The 16,932-nt window shown below is 44.9% G+C and carries 21 protein-coding genes; 3 read left to right on the top strand and 18 right to left on the bottom strand.

What is annotated here, in order from left to right; genetic code table 11:
* Window positions 1–50 precede the first annotated feature (50 nt).
* The 17 genes from ACWA2B_RS01875 to ACWA2B_RS01795 form a co-directional block, all read right to left on the bottom strand.
* Window positions 51–836: a 2,3-dihydro-2,3-dihydroxybenzoate dehydrogenase gene (locus ACWA2B_RS01875; RefSeq protein ID WP_039269699.1), complete on the bottom strand. Its 786-nt coding sequence runs from the start codon at window positions 834–836 to the stop codon at window positions 51–53.
* Window positions 837–1,153: 317 nt separating this feature from the next.
* A complete protein-coding gene (locus ACWA2B_RS01870) occupies window positions 1,154–1,924 on the bottom strand; it encodes an alpha/beta hydrolase (protein ID WP_449291721.1) in 771 nt (256 codons plus the stop codon).
* Between the two features lie 118 nt (window positions 1,925–2,042).
* Window positions 2,043–3,065 carry a FecCD family ABC transporter permease gene (locus tag ACWA2B_RS01865; RefSeq protein ID WP_449291643.1) on the bottom strand — a complete coding sequence of 341 codons (1,023 nt, stop codon included), beginning with the start codon at window positions 3,063–3,065 and terminating at the stop codon, window positions 2,043–2,045.
* Window positions 3,058–4,065 carry a FecCD family ABC transporter permease gene (locus tag ACWA2B_RS01860; protein ID WP_039269698.1) on the bottom strand — a complete coding sequence of 336 codons (1,008 nt, stop codon included), beginning with the start codon at window positions 4,063–4,065 and terminating at the stop codon, window positions 3,058–3,060. The genes ACWA2B_RS01865 and ACWA2B_RS01860 overlap by 8 nt, the downstream gene beginning before the upstream one ends.
* 10 nt (window positions 4,066–4,075) lie before the next feature.
* Window positions 4,076–5,056, bottom strand: a complete 981-nt coding sequence (locus tag ACWA2B_RS01855; RefSeq protein ID WP_029516428.1) for an ABC transporter substrate-binding protein — start codon at window positions 5,054–5,056, stop codon at window positions 4,076–4,078.
* A gap of 164 nt (window positions 5,057–5,220) precedes the next feature.
* Window positions 5,221–5,904 (bottom strand): HD domain-containing protein, encoded by a 684-nt coding sequence (locus ACWA2B_RS01850; RefSeq protein ID WP_449291642.1) that lies wholly within the window; start codon window positions 5,902–5,904, stop codon window positions 5,221–5,223.
* 146 nt (window positions 5,905–6,050) lie between these two features.
* Window positions 6,051–7,085, bottom strand: a complete 1,035-nt coding sequence (locus tag ACWA2B_RS01845; protein ID WP_103047635.1) for an NAD(P)/FAD-dependent oxidoreductase — start codon at window positions 7,083–7,085, stop codon at window positions 6,051–6,053.
* A gap of 189 nt (window positions 7,086–7,274) precedes the next feature.
* Entirely contained in the window at window positions 7,275–7,724 is a 450-nt protein-coding gene (locus tag ACWA2B_RS01840; protein ID WP_165144977.1) for a hypothetical protein, read from the bottom strand.
* Between the two features lie 28 nt (window positions 7,725–7,752).
* On the bottom strand, window positions 7,753–8,274 hold the full coding sequence (locus ACWA2B_RS01835; protein ID WP_165144974.1) for a GNAT family N-acetyltransferase: 522 nt from the start codon (window positions 8,272–8,274) through the stop codon (window positions 7,753–7,755).
* Window positions 8,275–8,321: 47 nt separating this feature from the next.
* A complete protein-coding gene (locus tag ACWA2B_RS01830; protein ID WP_449291641.1) occupies window positions 8,322–8,930 on the bottom strand; it encodes a phosphotransferase in 609 nt (202 codons plus the stop codon).
* Window positions 8,931–9,069: 139 nt separating this feature from the next.
* A complete protein-coding gene (locus tag ACWA2B_RS01825) occupies window positions 9,070–9,561 on the bottom strand; it encodes an 8-oxo-dGTP diphosphatase (protein WP_029516423.1) in 492 nt (163 codons plus the stop codon).
* Window positions 9,562–9,827: 266 nt separating this feature from the next.
* Window positions 9,828–10,784, bottom strand: a complete 957-nt coding sequence (locus tag ACWA2B_RS01820) for an aldo/keto reductase (protein WP_449291640.1) — start codon at window positions 10,782–10,784, stop codon at window positions 9,828–9,830.
* A 105-nt stretch (window positions 10,785–10,889) separates the two neighbouring features.
* Window positions 10,890–11,702, bottom strand: a complete 813-nt coding sequence (locus ACWA2B_RS01815) for a helix-turn-helix transcriptional regulator (protein ID WP_449291639.1) — start codon at window positions 11,700–11,702, stop codon at window positions 10,890–10,892.
* A 36-nt stretch (window positions 11,703–11,738) separates the two neighbouring features.
* Window positions 11,739–12,200 (bottom strand): hypothetical protein, encoded by a 462-nt coding sequence (locus tag ACWA2B_RS01810; RefSeq protein ID WP_069012027.1) that lies wholly within the window; start codon window positions 12,198–12,200, stop codon window positions 11,739–11,741.
* A gap of 11 nt (window positions 12,201–12,211) precedes the next feature.
* Entirely contained in the window at window positions 12,212–12,640 is a 429-nt protein-coding gene (locus tag ACWA2B_RS01805) for a GNAT family N-acetyltransferase (protein ID WP_165144965.1), read from the bottom strand.
* A gap of 296 nt (window positions 12,641–12,936) precedes the next feature.
* On the bottom strand, window positions 12,937–13,290 hold the full coding sequence (locus ACWA2B_RS01800; RefSeq protein WP_165144962.1) for a FlxA-like family protein: 354 nt from the start codon (window positions 13,288–13,290) through the stop codon (window positions 12,937–12,939).
* A gap of 86 nt (window positions 13,291–13,376) precedes the next feature.
* Complete coding sequence (locus tag ACWA2B_RS01795) at window positions 13,377–13,688, bottom strand: hypothetical protein (RefSeq protein ID WP_449291638.1); 312 nt, start codon at window positions 13,686–13,688, stop codon at window positions 13,377–13,379.
* 233 nt (window positions 13,689–13,921) lie between these two features.
* On the opposite strand from ACWA2B_RS01795, the gene ACWA2B_RS01790 reads away from it, so the two are divergent.
* The 3 genes from ACWA2B_RS01790 to ACWA2B_RS01780 are packed head-to-tail and all read left to right on the top strand — an operon-like array spanning window position 13,922 to window position 15,247.
* Entirely contained in the window at window positions 13,922–14,497 is a 576-nt protein-coding gene (locus tag ACWA2B_RS01790; protein WP_322251346.1) for a class I SAM-dependent methyltransferase, read from the top strand.
* A gap of 15 nt (window positions 14,498–14,512) precedes the next feature.
* The gene (locus tag ACWA2B_RS01785; protein WP_342434978.1) at window positions 14,513–15,118 is read left to right on the top strand and encodes a DedA family protein; all 606 of its coding nucleotides are present in this window, start codon (window positions 14,513–14,515) and stop codon (window positions 15,116–15,118) included.
* A 39-nt stretch (window positions 15,119–15,157) separates the two neighbouring features.
* The gene (locus ACWA2B_RS01780; protein WP_367988533.1) at window positions 15,158–15,247 is read left to right on the top strand and encodes a putative holin-like toxin; all 90 of its coding nucleotides are present in this window, start codon (window positions 15,158–15,160) and stop codon (window positions 15,245–15,247) included.
* 203 nt (window positions 15,248–15,450) lie between these two features.
* Here the strand turns inward: ACWA2B_RS01780 and ACWA2B_RS01775 are convergent, their stop codons facing one another.
* Window positions 15,451–16,764 carry an alkaline phosphatase gene (locus tag ACWA2B_RS01775; RefSeq protein ID WP_185156331.1) on the bottom strand — a complete coding sequence of 438 codons (1,314 nt, stop codon included), beginning with the start codon at window positions 16,762–16,764 and terminating at the stop codon, window positions 15,451–15,453.
* Between the last annotated feature and the right edge of the window lie 168 nt (window positions 16,765–16,932).

The raw sequence follows: 16,932 nt of genomic DNA, 5'->3' as shown, positions 1-16,932 counted from the left end.
TCTGTCACGATTGCCATCATCTATTCCCATACAAGACTGCTGCATTCCACTCAGACACCTAACGTAGCGCCACCATCAATGCGCAAATCATGCATCGTTATATGGCGTGACTTGTCCGAAGCAAGAAAAACAACAGCATCCGCGATATCTGCCGGATCAGCCAACCTTCGCAGTGGAATGCCGACCTTGTAAGCGTTCGGCGATCCGTCAATAGCTGCTTGTGCCCCACTTTCATCAGACCACAGGGACCACTGCATTTCTGTCTCCGTAGAACCTGGGGACACCACATTACAGCGAATATGATGGCAGGCAACCTCCAATCCTAAGCATTTAGTAAACATCGCCGAAGCGGCCTTTGAAGCTGCATAAGCTGCCATATACATACGAGGTACAGCTCCCGCATTGGAACCCACCGTGACAATCGAACCCGATTTCCGGGGAATCATATGCTTCACCACAGCCCGGGATATGTAAAAGACACCGTTTGTGTTTACAGCAAAGGTTTCCGTCCAGTCACTGTCACGGAGCGTGTCTACTAGCCCAATTCGTAGCACACCCGCAACATTCACCAAAATGCCAACTGGTCCGAGATGATGCTCAATCTGCTCTACCGTCTCATCGACAGCCGCACGATGGCTGACATCGACAGGAAAAGCCGTTGCACGATAGCCGTCACGCACCAGCTCGTCTACCAGCCTGCTCACACCTTCTGCGTTTCGGTCTACAGCGGCAATGATTGCTCCCAATTCGGCCAGAGAACGCGCCACAGCAGCACCGATACCTTGGGCAGCACCTGTAACCAGAGCTACCTTCCCCTGTATTCCGTCATCACTCATGTTCATTCCACCCTTTCCAGCGAAATCAAAAAAAGCAGTTTAACGCCCAGTTTCTGCTGTAATCATCATTCATTTTGAATTTAAATAACTAATAATGATAATCATTATCAATTAGGAGTTACAAAATATGATAACTAAACCATCAATTACAGTCAATGTTGAAAATCGTCTGTTTTCGTCCATATTTGTACATTTAAGAAAATTATCAATTCAAAAAAACCTCTCCTGGTAGCATTGGAGAGGTTTTTTTGAATTTTATCCCTTTTTATACTCAATATCCCTTTATATATCTTCATTTTTTGATTCTTTTTATAGTTTTAGTGACAAACCGAAGCAAAACGAACGGCTCTGCTCACCAGTACTGGCAACACGGATATATGGCCTTCATCTGCAAATTCACGGAATTCTACGTGCAAGCCCGAATCATTCACATTTGTTAAACGCTCGGCAAGCTCCCTGGCCTTTTCCTGCATACCACTTGAATGTCCTGCTTCCAGCTCACCCACTGCAATCAACAGCCTTTTGTTCCGCTGTTCCTGAGCTGTGGAGGCTAAAAAGTGTTTCTCTTCCTCCATAATGGCCCTCCCGCCCCAGTGAATAGAGGGACTTCCCGCCACATAGATCTGAAAAGAGCCGGGTCTTGTAAACAGGGTATGTAATACGAACAGGCCCCCTAATGAATGACCGAAGATCGTTTGTCGGCTGCGATCGATGTGAAAATCACGCTCCATTTTAGGCTTTAGCTCATCTTCAATAAATGACAGGAAATGCTCGGCTCCCCCGCTTTCAATAGGTGCTTCTCCGTTTGGTCTTACAGGAAGCTCTACTGCCGTCCTTGGTAGTGTAAGATCGTAATATCGAGAAGGATGGAACGGAGCCTCTGTTGGGTAGCCTATTCCTACAACTATAGCTGGGACAACACCCGTTTTGTCGGGTCGTCTGCCCTGAACACGCACCGCTTCCACCAGGGTTCCAAAAACAGAATTGGCATCCAGTACATAAATAATTGGATACCCGGATACAGGAGGTTTCTCAGCAGGGATCGCAATATAAATATGATACTCACGGTTTTCAGCCTGTGAATACATCACTCGATGCTGACTTCGAGGAACGTACACAGCTCCATGTGCATCACTGGAACGATGAACATGCGTAAATAGGTCTTTCACGGGAATAACCTCCTATAGAACCTCAATTTCAATTCAATTAGGCCGTTTTTTTCATGAGCAAGACTACAAAATAAGGGACCCCGATCACCGCAATAATCAGCCCAACAGGAATTTCCGCAGGCGCAACCACCGTTTTGGCAACAAAATCAGACAACAGTACCAGCACCATACCCACCATGCCGCATATGGGAATCACAAGACGATGATGAAGGCCAACCAGTCTTCTGGCGATATGAGGGGACAATAATCCTACAAAGCCTATTCCTCCTGAAACAGACACACAGGCACTCACCAGTCCAATGCTGGACAGCAGAAGAATAGACTTTTCCTTTTCGGTCGCAACGCCAAGACTTTTAGCTGTATGTTCATGCAATTGAAACAGATCCAGAACATACGATTTCAACCAAATAACAGGGATCAAAATGACAAGCCACGGAATTACGGCGGCAACCAGCTTCCAATCCGCACTCCAAATACTGCCCGACATCCATACTGTCGCCATCTCGAAATCCGAGGCTTTCATTTTCAGCGATAGATATAAGCTTAAGGAACCGAAGCCAGAGCCAATCGCGATACCTACGAGAAGCAGCCGCTGCGGATCCAAGCGTCCTGCTTTCCATGCAAATAAATAGATCAGCAGGGCAGCCATCAAACCTCCAATCAAGCCAAAAAAGGGCATAGCCAACGCCGCAGTCCAGCCTGTCGTTTCCATCTGTCCTTGGTAAAAGAACATAAATATGACGATGGCTGCCCCCGCCCCTGCATTAATGCCCAAAATGCCGGGATCAGCCAAGCCATTCCGTGTAACTCCCTGTACCGCCGCCCCAGCAATCCCCAGCCCAAGACCGACCAAGGCTGCAATCACAATACGAGGTAGCCGAAAATCAAAAATTACCAAATCCAACTGCGGAGTAGGATGAATACGGAACAACGTCTGAACCACTTCCTGCAGAGTCATGTCAAACTCCCCATGGGTCAGACTAATATAGGAGGCTACTAAAATGAGCGCAGCCACGCTTAAAAGTACGAGCCACAGGCGTTTTGCACTGATTTTACGCATGCTCTCCCCCTCCTTTTCTACGTATTAAGTACAGAAAGAAAGGGATGCCAATGACTGAGGTAACCACACCAATAGGCGTTTCAAACGGATAATTTAGAAAACGGCTCAACACATCAGACATACCCAAAAAAACGCCACCGATCAAACCAGAGCATGGAATGACCCAACGGTAATCTACTCCGATTAAATATCGGGTGATGTGCGGAATCAATAAGCCAACAAAAGCAATTTTTCCTGCCAGCGCAACAGAAACACCCGTCAGCAATGCTACACAGAGCATCGCCCCCAGCTTGACCGGTAATGACCGCTGTCCCAGGCCTGTGGCCACGTCGTCGCCTAGCGACAGTAGTGTTATTGGCTTGGCCAGCAGCATCGCCCCCACAACTGCCACAAGAGCAAAGGGAATTGCCAATTGGATCATCCCGGGATCCATCTGATGCAGTCGTGCGTTAAACCAGAAGCTTACATTTTGCGATACATTAAAATAAATGGAAAGAACGGCCGACAGGCTGCTTAAAAACGTGCCGATGATTGTTCCCAAAATGGCCATACGAACCGGAGCAAGACCCCCGGGAATCATCCAGGCTAAACCGAATACAATAGCTACCCCAAGAGCCGATCCTACAAAAGAACTGCCGATCAGCCCCATCGAAGTGGAGTTCGGCGCGAGGATCATCATTAAGGTGATCACAAATGCCGCTCCATCTGACACGCCCATAATGGAGGGTGAAGCCAAGAAATTCCGCGTCATTCCCTGCATAATGGCTCCTGAAATCGCGAGAAAAGCACCAATCAATATAGAGCCGACCGCTCTAGGCAGACGAGAGTTTAATACGACCTGATGATCTACATTCCCAGCATCAAAATGGAAAAATGTAGCAATTACCGTCTCCCATTCTATCGTCTTGGCTCCGTACATCACAGACAGCAGTAACGTTAACACGATAAACAAGGGAGAGACGAAGATGATAAGGTAAGGAGAGATTAATTTTTTTCCCATGTTCCTACCTTTACTGCGAAAGTCGGTTCATAACCGCTTCCAAAAAGGCTAGTTTGCTCCATGAAGTACCGCCTTGAGCATTGGGATCTACGATGTTGACGAAGGTTTTCCCATTCTTTACGGCGCTGATACTGCTCCAAATCGGATTTTTCTCCAGATCTGCTAATGCCTGCGGCTGATCCTTGTTCTCTCCTTCTGAGAATTGCACGAACAGATAATCAGGGTTCATATCAGCCAACTTCTCCAAAGAAACTGCCTCTTGTGCCTTTACTGTATTTAACTCTTCCGGTACCTTAGCTCCCAGATCAACATATAGCGAAGGATTGAAATATACATCTGCAGGATATACATACAGATTACCTGTACGAATCCGTACCATAAGCACCTTTTTGTTTTCCCATAATGGCTTGAGCTTCTGTTGGGCCGCCTGAGCATCTCGCTTGTACTTGTTCAGTATCTCTTTCGCCTTCGCCTCTTTGCCCGTAAGTTGCCCCAACATGAGCAGGTTCGCTTCCCAGTTCGTTGAAATATGAGATACTGGAATCAATGTAGCGACCTTCCCCAGCTGTTCTGCCACCGCAGGTCGAAATTTGGAGCTCCCAAGAATCACATCTGCCTTCAGTTTCAGGATCGTTTCAGCACTAGGCTGCATTCGGTCACCAACATCTGCGGCTCCTTCCATCGCTTTTTCCATGTATTCGGGGAATTTTCCTCCCGAAGTAACCGCCCCAGTCGGCTTTACTCCCAGGACAGCCGCATCTTCCATCGCTTCCAGACTTGCTACAATAATATGATCCGTCTTGGTCAGCTTATAAGTCTTATCTAGATATGTAATCGTCTTGGCACTTTCTCCGTCGGAAACTGACGTCTGTGTCGATGCATTGGAATTCGTTTGAGCCGAGCTATCCACCTCCTGCACTTTTCCACCACACGCTGTCAACAACAAACTTGCCGATAATAAAGTACACACCCCTACTGCAAACTTCTTCATAACCTGAATGGCTCCCCTCTACTGCTTGATTACAGATAATAGTTATCATTATCAATGATAACTATTATCAATAGTAGGAGAGAAATCAGTGCATTGCAATATTTTTTCTAATATTTATTAAAAAGGTGAGCTTTTTTCCTTGGAATCACTGCATCTAAGAAGCATCAGCCTTCCTCTCTCTGCTGAACATCATCCACATTCCATTCTCTATAGAACTGCTCCAGGTACAGCTCCATCCATTGATGCCGAACCTCCGCCAGCTCTCGGGCATAAGTGGTATTCATTAAATCCTGGAGCTTGAGCAGCTTTTCGTAAAAATGGTATATGGCACTTTTACCTGCGGCACGATACTCATGCTGTGAAAAATCTTTATCCGGGTGATGCATCATACTGCCTTTTGAGCCTGCATACATAAAGGTTCTTGCAATCCCAATTGCTCCAAGAGCATCTAACCGATCCGCATCCTGCACAACTTGACCCTCCAGCGTCTCCATGGGCGGGTTTTGTCCACCATTGTAGGACATCGTAGCAATAATAGTCATCACGTGCGCGATTATATCCAGATCACTTACATGCAGAAGCAGCCACTGCTCTACTTTATCCAGCCCGGCTTGTTTGGAATCATTTAATTTTTCATCCGCTACATCATGCAGCAGTGCTGCCAGTTCACAAATAAACGAATCTGCGCCCTCTTTGGCAGCAATTTTAAGAGACAGCTTTCTCACCCGGTCTATATGCCACCAATCGTGACCACTATGATCATGCTCCAACTGTTGCTGTACAAAGGGCTCTGCCTTTTGAGTAATATCTGCACAAATCGCTTCCTGTTGCTCCGTTCGTCTCTTCATATGTCACCTTTCAATCCAGTCCATACTTTCTATGGTAGGTTCGTTTGATTTTTTAATGCAAACCACATCAATCGTAGTCGCGGAAGTTCTTTTACATTTTCCCTACCCTATCTCTAATCCTATATAACTTAATTCCGTATCTTACTCTACTCCACGACACCAAGCTCGCGGTTCTTCTCCTTAAAGCGGCTGTTATGAGAAGAAACATATGCCGCTTTGTCAGCTGCCGGATCAATATACAGCTTCGCGCTGTTCAGCGCAAGGGCGGCATCTGTGAACGCACCGGCAATCAGATACAGCTTACTTCCGTACTCGACAAAATCGCCTGCCGCGAAAATCCCCGGCAGATTCGTTTCCAGCTTTTCGCTCACTCGGGCATGCCACTCCCCCATATCCAGTCCCCAATCCCGAAGCGGACCGAAATCGGATTTTAGTCCATGATTTACGATGACTGCATCGACATTCAGCACCTGTATTTCGTCCGTATCTACATGACTGATCGTTACCTGTTCAATCGTCTCTCCATTGTTGCTATGTAGCTGACTCACCGCGTATGGCGTGAGAACACGGACCGAAGATGATTTCATACGCGCTACATTTTTCTCATGTCCACCAAAGTGATCCCGACGATGTACGACGGTCACACTCGCCGCAATAGACTCCAGCTCATTCGCCCAATCCACTGCTGAGTCGCCCCCACCGGAAATCAGGACGTGCTTGCCCCGAAATGGCTCTAGCTCTTGTACAGTATAATGCAGGTTCGTAACCTCATAGCGGTCCGCCCCCTCAATCTCCAGCTTAGCCATTTTGAGAATACCATAGCCTACTGCCAGAACGATCGTGCGTGTCCAATGCTGTTCCCCTGTGGCAGAAGTTAGCAGGAACGTGCCATCCTCTTGCCGATCCAAACCAGTGATCTGCTGCCCCAGCACAATGGTAGGCTCGAACGTCCGCGCTTGCTGCTCCAGCTGATCAATCAGCTTTTCACATAAAACCGGGGTAACCCCTCCGACATCCCATATCATCTTCTCTGGGTATATGCGCATCCGTCCGCCCAACTCATGCTTGGCTTCGATCAGCTTGGTCTTCATATCTCTCATTCCACTGTAAAATGCGGTATACATACCGGCAGGACCACCGCCGATGATCGTTACATCATATAATTCCAAGGACACTGTCACTCTGCAACTCTCCCTATCATAGCGTAATATGTCTGCTTTTATTATAAGTGATAATAATTATCAATATCAATTAGGAAATAAAAACATGGCCCTTGGAGAGGTTTTCGTGACCTTAGAACTACATCTTATGGGTTAATATAGCTACTCATGCATGGAAGCATCCATATATTCATTTCCTCTTTCGTTCTATCAAGTGAATGTTTCAAAAAAGTTACTTCCATCGATCATCCAATACTGTTCAGATGAAGGTACCTCGTTCATAAAGTTTTGATATTCTCCTTTCCACCCCACTGGGACATAGTGTTCAAACGAAGCTGGCTCAGGAAATAGCGAATAGAGAACTTTCTCATCAAAGTTAACATACAGAGCAGGATAAAACTCCAGCACTTCATCCTGATGCTGAATAGCATCATCCAGCAACTGGAGCATTGAAGTTAGCTCCCCTGTAGCCACCTTATATTCACAGATGTGATCCAAAAATGCTCCTGCTGTGGTTTCATCCAAAATAGGGATACCAAACCGTTCCTCCATCTCGGTATTCAAAAACCAATATTCTCTTTCCGTCACATACCAATTCCAGTTTCCTTCAAAAATAACACCAACAATGATGTTTTGCGCATATTCAGGCCATAATTTCATGAGCTTCTCGCGTTCCCCTCTTTCTCACTCACAGTTCGATCCAAAACCGGTTTACACGGTTTCCGTCTTCCTCTATGTAATCCTTGTCCGGCATTCCGCCGTTTTGTATGATTGTTTTTTTGGAGGCAATATTATCGGAGTCGCATACGACCAGGACTCGGGAAATCCCCAGCTCTTTTGCTTTTTCCAGCGCCAAGGCCAGCATTGTAACAGCGTACCTGTTCCCTCGTGCAGAAGGACGGATACCGTAACCGATATGACCTCCGGCATTCATTAGGTGTTCGTTAAGGACATGCCTGATATTCACCGCTCCCTCAACCTGTTCATTCGCATTCACAAGCCAGTATGTGGAGCTTTTAACCCAGCCTTCAGACAGGTTCATTCCATTTTCCTGATTACTTAAAAACGTCAGCATACCTTCAAAATCGTACGGCTCTACAGAGATCACCCAAGGTACCATATGCTCCTGGCTCTGTTTCCATTCCTCATAAAATGAAAGATAAGCTTCCTTCCAGTCCTGATCCGGCTTTACCAATCTGACAGTCTGCATCCCACTCACTACCTCCTCTTTAAATACTCAATTTGTCTGCTATTGCTTTATACCTTAATATCCATGAATTTTTGCGCCCAATCTGCAAAAGAGAGCTTATCATCCCAAGTGATTTGCTTCATCGCTTTGGCACATCCCCAGTTTAGAACCTGCTGATGCAGCATATGCACCCGGAAACGCTCAGTAAATCCTTCTTTAGCTTCCATCCCTTGTGCGTAAGCAGTAAGAAAACCTTTTGCCAATTCTTCTTCGCCGTTCTCCAGATACATGATGGTTATTTTCGGAAGATCTGCAACCCCATCCCCAAAATAGGCTGTCGTAAAATCAAAAAGACCACTGACTCCCCAGCCCTTATTCCCATTCTGCACAAGGAAATTTTGCGGTTTAAAATCCCCCATCACGAAAGTGGCAGCTTCCAGCTGATCGAATGCTTGACGGGAGCCTTCCAATATTTCCTCTACCCATTCCATATCCTGTACAGAAATGTTCGAGTATTTTTTGGCATCCTCTAGCCAATAGCGAATTCGTCCATACAACCATACTCGATAAGAGACTTCAAAAGGACGAATGCCTAGAGTTGTTGTATCCAGCTCTCCACTGTTCTTAACCTTCCATCTATGAAGCACTAACAAAACAGTAGCAAGCATTTCAGCCATTTGCTGTTTATCCAGCGAGGTCAGCTTTGCTTATAAGACAGCAAACGTCCCAAATCAAAACGATTCAGCATCCTTTGCACTTGTTCAATTGTTACCTCGCCTAGCCGATTAGATGAGAAATATATGGTCGTCGTCATCTCTATACACCATAGCTCTTAATCGTTGCTTCCAGAGTTTCATCTGTATCCGCCAGCCACACGGAACTAACTTCAAACGTTCCTGGCTCAAAAAACAATGGAAATCTCCGCTTAAACCAATCCTGCATCGGCAGATTTAGCGCTTCTTTCATATCCACCCACAGCAGTTCTCCCTCGGGGGGATTTTTTAATAGTTCACCCTCAGTGGCTGTAGCCAAATAGTTAAAGACCATATATCTCAGCCCTTGGCTTGGGTCACAATATTCGTCGATTCCTTTAAATACAATTTCCGTAACGGCTAAGCCTGTTTCTTCCTTTACTTCACGAATGGCCCCATTCACAATGCTTTCTGGAAACTCTACTTTTCCTCCTGGAGCAATATAACCCGGAAACCCCTTTCGATTGGGTCTATTCATAAGCAATACCTTACTTCCGTCCTGAATCATACACATGGTATATATTTTATGTGTCACTTCTGTTGTCAATCCGATCATACCTTTCTTTATTCACGATTCACTAAAATCTAGTTTTACTTTCACACCGACAAACTGTGGTTAAATATGGCATTTCCCATACTTTAACTCGTTATTTTGTAGAGTGCAATAACTCTAGCCATAGACTAGACTTGAGAACTCATGCCTACGTCGGTCAAAATTAGTAAAAAAAAGACCGCCTTTCTGCAGAGCCGCTGGTACTACCAGCGGCTCCAGAAAGGAACGGTCTTATCCTAAACTTAATCATCATGCCAATACTCCGTTTTCTAGGCACGCTCCGGATAACGAGAACCTACTGCGAAACCTTTGGGCGAAATACGCTCGATCTCTTGAAGCTCTGCTTCCGACAAAGAGACCTGTAGGGCACCAAGATTTTCACGCACTCTTTCCAATCTCTTCGTTCCTGGAATCGGGACGATATGGTCGCCTTGCGCCAGCAGCCATGCCAGCCCCAACTGAGCAGAAGTACAACCTTTTTGAGCAGCCATTTTTTCGATCAGGAGGACAACCTCTAGATTTTTGGTGAAATTCTCGCCTTGGAAGCGAGGGAAATGACGGCGGTAATCATCCACTGGCAGATCGTCAAATTTTTTGATCTGTCCCGTGAGGAAACCTCGACCCAGTGGACTGTAGGGGATGAAGCCGATTCCCAGTTCGTTTAGTAGCGGAAGGACATCGTCTTCCACTTCTCTGCTCCACAAGGAATATTCGGTTTCTACTGCGGTAATTGGATGCACCGCATGCGCGCGGCGGATCTGTTCAGCCGACGCTTCCGACAAGCCGATATAACGGATTTTCCCTTCCTTAACCAAATCGGCCATCGTTCCGACGGTCTCTTCAATCGGAGTATTGGGATCGACTCGATGCTGATAATACAGGTCGATATAATCAGTCCCCAGATGAAACAGACTGGCGTCTACGGATTTTTTAATATATGCCGGATCTCCCTTGGGTCCCTGAGTGTGTGTGATCCCGAATTTAGTGGCAATCACTACCTCCTCCCGACGACCCTTGAGCGCACGTCCAACTAGCTTCTCATTGCCGCCGAACTTCTGCTGTGCGTATTCCTCACCATAAAGATCTGCTGTATCAAACAACGTTACACCAAGGTCCAGCGCTCCCTGAAGTGTGCGCACCGACTCCTCGTTGTTCGGCATCATCATCGTGCCAAGGCCCAGAGCTGATACCTCCAGCCCTTCACATCCCAATTTCCTTTTCAGCATATCATGGTTCCCTCTTTTCTTTGGGTAAATGGATGGAATGAACATGTACTCATTCTAATAGACCCTTATGGAGGCAACCACAGTACGTTTATACTAGTAACAAGATTACCAGGCAGAGGATTGGCTTACTGGCGTGTAGATACAAAAGTGCAGACCCGGTTGGTCCGTAATACTTGCTAAAGAATTAATATCATAGGAAACTGCTTCCACAGCGCCAGGGATTTGAAGGGAAACCCGATTCACCTTTTTGAGCTGGATATGATGCTGCTTCCACATGGTGTCAAACTCCATACTTTCCACACGCAGCCGTTCTACCGTCTCCTCAAACCAAGGATCTCCTAAATACTTGTCATAATAGGTTCTAAAAACAGCTACCGAATAGGACGCGAATTCTTCCCAGTTAACCATTCGACGACGTAATTCGGAATCCACGAACAATAAACGAATCATGACACGTTCAGAAACGGACAGGGAAGAAAAATCGGTAATCACCTCATTCGCCGCGCTATTCCAAGCAAGCACTTCCGCTTTTTCATTGCTGATAAAGGAAGGATAGGACAACTGATCAATAATATGTTGCCACTGTGGATTCAGCCTTGTATGGATGGGCGAAATCGCAACCACCTCATTGGGATTCCACAATTGAATTAGATGTGCTCTCTCATCATGAGTTAATTGTAGAGCTTCTCCTATACTTTCGATAATCTCCTTAGATGCTGTTACTTCTCTACCTTGTTCCAGCCATGTGTAATACGTCGCACTGACACCTGCCAGCATCGCAACTTCTTCTCGGCGAAGCCCCGGTGTTCTTCGCTGACCCTGTGAAAGTCTAAGACCTGCCTGCTCTGGTTGAAGTCGATTTCGACGTGATTTCAGAAAAGCTCCCAACGTTTTCGATTTACTATTATCATTAGACATGTGTTACCTCTTTTCGAATCAATCGCTATAGAACGCTCACAGTCCCTCGTCAAACAACTGTAGGCCTATGATTTCAAAGGCGACACCGTCGCCCGCTTTAACGTTGACATCACCATTCACTTCTTCAGAATCCAAAATAAACGTAGTGTCTCCTACTACAATCTCCACACATTCTATCTCGTCTGCTTCGCCTTGCATCACTTGATGTATCGTTCCTTGAATCCAATAGTCGCCTAGCTTTGGTTGAGGTCGAAAAATCCCTGTCTCTTCAGTAGGCTTCAGCCTCCTGAACCCCTCTATACTGGATTGAGAAGTCTCGACCGAAATTACACAACCGGGAATCATCTTATTTAAGCTTTGTTCATACGGGACAACATACGCATATCCAGAAGTCAGTTCATGCCAAAAATATGTCCAGTAGCCGTATACTTTTTCCTTGCCAATATTACGAATGGTGATATGCTGATCTTTATTTATTTCCTTGATCTGTACGCGCATCTATAGAATCCTCAGTAGATATTTTTCTTATAATAATAGTGTTTAAAGCCTCTCGGAGCATCGTCAATGACACCAACGACTTCATACCCCTGCTTTTCATAGAATTCGGGCGCTTGGAAAGTAAAGGTATTAAGTTGTATAAAATCGCACCCTTTTTCTTTAGCAATTTGTTCAATTTCACCGAGTAGTTGTGAACCGTAGCCCTTTCCTCTGTAGCTCTGATCTACCCACAAAATATCAACCTCCACCCAGTTCCAACATAGTACACTTAGGAGACCGCCTATCACCTGACCGTCTTCATTTTTAAGCGTAAGATTAATCTCTTCGTATTGGGTTCGAATATCTGCTGGAACGTGTTTCGCATTAAACTCAATCAACTTGTTTCTGACTAAACGCGCTTCATCTCTACTACTTCGATTCATCTGAGGTTCCAGCGTCATGGCATAAATCCTCCAATTTGAAATGATTACTAGCACTTACTGATTTAAATATAGAAAATAATAGGGTTAAAATACTTTCATCTTCCTACTGTTATATATTGTATATACTTTTCTATGTTTAGTCACATGATTCAATTTAGATGGACAGAATTATTCTAATCTAAATATCGCTGATTAAAGTCGTTCCCTGGATTCATGCAAAATATTTAGTAACGAAAAAAGCAGGCCCCTCTGAAACGGAGAACCTGCTATCCTTTATATCCATCGTCTGCCATACAGGAGAAGAGAGGGGATGATTAAATTGAAATATCCAGTGATTTCCCAACTCCCGTAATATCGCTGCTGTTAGCGCTGTTGATACGAGTTGTTTCTGTGTTACTTGGAGCGGGCTTTTCCATTTTTGGAGTTGACGTACTGCTGGATTGCGAACTTTGCTGTGCAATTTGAGCTTCAATCTGTTTAATTTGTTGCTGAAGCTGCTTCATTTTTGTTTCTTTTGTATCTTTATTATCCTTACTTTGCTGTACCTTGTTGTACTCCGCTTCAAGTTGAGCTTTTTGCTTTTCCAGACTAGCTGTATCGTTGGTACTGGATGAAGATGAAGTGCTTGAAATAGATATAGAACTGCTGGATGTGGATGAAATGTTCATACGAGATTTCCCCTTTATAAAAGTATGAGTTTACACGTGTGGGCTAACCGGTTCTAAGCTATGGTGTTGCACTCTAATGACTATGACTACGATGATACAGATTGTTCAAAAGTCTTAGCGATTTTATCGAATAAAGCCGATATTTCTTCATCTGTGGCATTCGTAGGAAGCGGAGCCTGCATTCCTCCCGTGTATTTCATGAATTCCTTGCTCAGTTCGAGTGAATCGTTAGATTTCTTGTGTGTGGTATGCCCCGTGGTATTTAGTCCATTCTCATGTGACTTCACCGTATTCGAATGATCATAGGAAGTCGTGATAAGATGTCTGTTAATGGATAGTGACAAAATAGATTCCCTCTCAGTGTACATAATGTTTTTGGCTGCCCACCTACCTTTCATCGGTAGCAAATCTGAATGCAACCTGAGGGTATGCTGAATGATAACTGAATCAATACAGACTCATTAATACCGTAACCCTTTTATTATTTCCTAGACCATAGTCAAGGAAAATCCCCTCCGCAAGACGGGGGGATCAACCCTACTTGAGACAGGAGTAAGTAAAGGGATAATTTGTTACTCTTAGCAAAGAATAAATGAACGTATTTTAAAAATTGAAAGTAGGGAAATGATGTATGATCCGTATTAGCCATTTGGTTCACGAGAGACTTATGTTTCTATTCAAATTTTTGTACTCGCCTGCATATGTGGGTAGTGTAACACCAAGTTCCAGATTTTTAGCTAAAAATATGATAGAATCCATTCCATGGAGTGAAGTTCATGCTGTTGCCGAGCTTGGTGCTGGAACAGGGGCAATTACCCAATACATCCCGTCTGCTGCTGAATTTCAACCCAAGGTTTTACTCTTTGAGAAAGACCAAACCATGCAGCAGAGTTTAAAAAGAAGATTCCCGAATTATCTGTGCTATTCCGACTCGCGTGAGCTTCAGCTTGCTATGAAAAATGCCCAAATAGAACAGCTTGACTGCATAATCAGTGGGCTGCCTTTTTTCAATTTTCCACAAGCGATGCGGAATCAAATTGTAGAACAAATTCATCTATCGCTCAGGGATGGAGGAATGTTTGTGGCCTTTCAATACTCTAAACAGATGAAGCAGCAGTTAGGTGAATGGTTTGATATTGAAGAAATCAAGTTTGTGCCCATGAATGTTCCACCCGCATTCGTGTATGTATGCCGAAAGAAAGCTTAAGAAAGGAGTACGGGTATGGACGTGGAATATTTAATTTCCATCATCGAACAATACGGCTATGCAGCATTATTCTTTTCTCTATGGCTTGGGATTGTGGGTCTGCCCATCCCGGATGAAGTCATTGTGATGACTGGCGGGGCTGTAACAGGCATGGGCATACTTCACCCGTTACCCGCTTTTTTAATTGTATATCTTGGGGTTATATCAGGCCTGTCCTTAGGTTATGTATTGGGGAGAACCGTGGGCACACCGATTCTAGAACGTTTACGCCGGAAGAAAAAAATGGACAAGTACATTACGTTTTCGGAAAAATTGATACATAAGTATGGGAACTTCACTATTTGCATCAGTTATTTGCTGCCGATCGTCCGTCACATTATTCCTTATATTGTCGGAATCAATAAAATGAGCTTCAAGCGCTATGCCCTCTTCTCTTATTCAACGGGTTTGATCTGGACGCTGATCTTCTTTCTACTCGGGCGTATCTTTGGCGATCATGTACAGGCAGTAGGAGAACTGATTCATCGTTATGGCTCGCAGATGGCATTGCTTGTCATCATGCTGACCATTATATTTTTTATAATGAAATTAGTATGGGGAAAGAAAACAACGGAGGAGTAAAGGTAGAACACGGTCGGCTAGTCTCCTGCAAAGGAGGTAATGCCTGTGGAGGTTAAAGATACATTGATGTTGATGATTCAATTTGCGACATTGGTGATCTTGATTCTTTCCTTCAACAAAAAGAAATAGACCGTCCTCTGGAAAAGGAATGCGGTCTATTTTACTAATCCAACCCTACAACTACCGCCCTTATAAGCGGCTGTTGCAAAAGAGTGAGGATGTTGGCAGCATCCTTGCTCTTTTTCAGTATATACTTATTAGCTTTAATTTATCACAGGAAAAACCATATTGCCAATATGGAAAGCCTTTAAAGTGGCGGCTTACACCCCGAGCTATTTCTTTAATTGAAGCAACTTAACCAGCTTATCATGAATGGCAGTATTCGGGTAATTCCCGCTAAACTGAGAAGAGCCTGGGCCCATCGCGGTTAACGCCACATCAACAGATGTATGTCCTCCCGTGGTCCAGTCAATATAAAACTTTTCATTAGAGCCTTTTACAGTAAAAGGACCATCCTCTTTGGAAACACCTTCACCGGATTCATCCTCCGCATCTTCGCCTTCAATCGCCAAACCGCCCGTTTCATGATCTGCCGTCACCAACACTAATGTATCTGGATGTGCTTTGGCATACTCTTTAGCTACTTTAACGGCCTTATCGAGCTGTTGCCCAGCCTTAATCGTTAGCTCACCTTCATTGTCATGCGCCATCTCATCCGTTCCTTCTTCTTCTACCATCAGGAAAAAACCTTTTTGGTTTTTGGAAAGAACATCAATTGCTTTGGTCGTCATATCCGGTAAAGAAACCGTTGGATTGTAAGAGTTACCCTGCTTGTTGTGAGCTTGGAACATCTCTTCATTGGCGAACAGCCCCAGCAACTTAGAACCTTTGGCTGCTTTCATTCCTGTCTGATCCGTCACATAGCTATAACCCAGCTTCTTCGCTTGTTCTACCAAATTCCCTTGAGTTCCCTTACTCGCTTCCTCAGGATCTTCTGCCGGAGCATCTGGATGTTTGCCTACTGTTCCGGCAGGGTACCAGAAATCCTCACCACCGCCCAGAATAACATCCAGCTTGCTTTTCTCCAAATACTGTTTGGCAATCTCGCTTTGAGCGGAGCGTTTTTCGACATGCGCACCAAAGGCAGCCCCCGTTGCGTCTGTCACTTGGCTTGTCGTCACGACACCTGTAGACATGCCTGCTTTTTTAGCCAGCTCCATAATCGTTGTCACTGGTTTTTTATTCAAATCCATTCCAATCGCGCCGTTATACGTTTTCACACCTGTTGCAATAGCAGTCGCAGCGGCGGCAGAATCCGTAACCAGGTTATCCCCTGAACTTGTGCTAACCAGGCCGGTTACAGGCATGTTGTCCATTTCAAGTAATCCCGATTTCCCTACCGTCGCCAAGCGAATCGCGTTGCGACTTGCTTCTCCCATACCATCGCCGATAAAGAGAATGACATTCTTAGGGGCATCGACTTTCGCTGACGAGGTTTTCTGTCCTTTGGATACCTGTGTCGTAGTAGACTTGGTATTAGATGAGGCTGCAAAAGCGTTAGGGATATTAGCAGATAACAATGGCGCACTCAAAACGGTAATGGCACCTAAAGCAAGGATACTCTTTTTCATCGAACGCTTTTTCACAAGGTCACACTCCAATAAATTTAATATTCATATATGATAAAGTAATCATATATCTGCTTTGTAAAGCATCGTAAAGCAATAGATTACACGAATGTAAAATTTGGAGTGCTCACCTGTTTTTTATAAGACAAAAGAAGGCACCGACTCTTGGTATATCAAAGTCGATGC

The sequence above is a fragment of the Paenibacillus sp. CMM36 genome (genome assembly GCF_053570945.1).
Note: the sequence above shows the minus strand (reverse complement) of the source record. Positions and strands in the feature narration are given on the sequence as shown.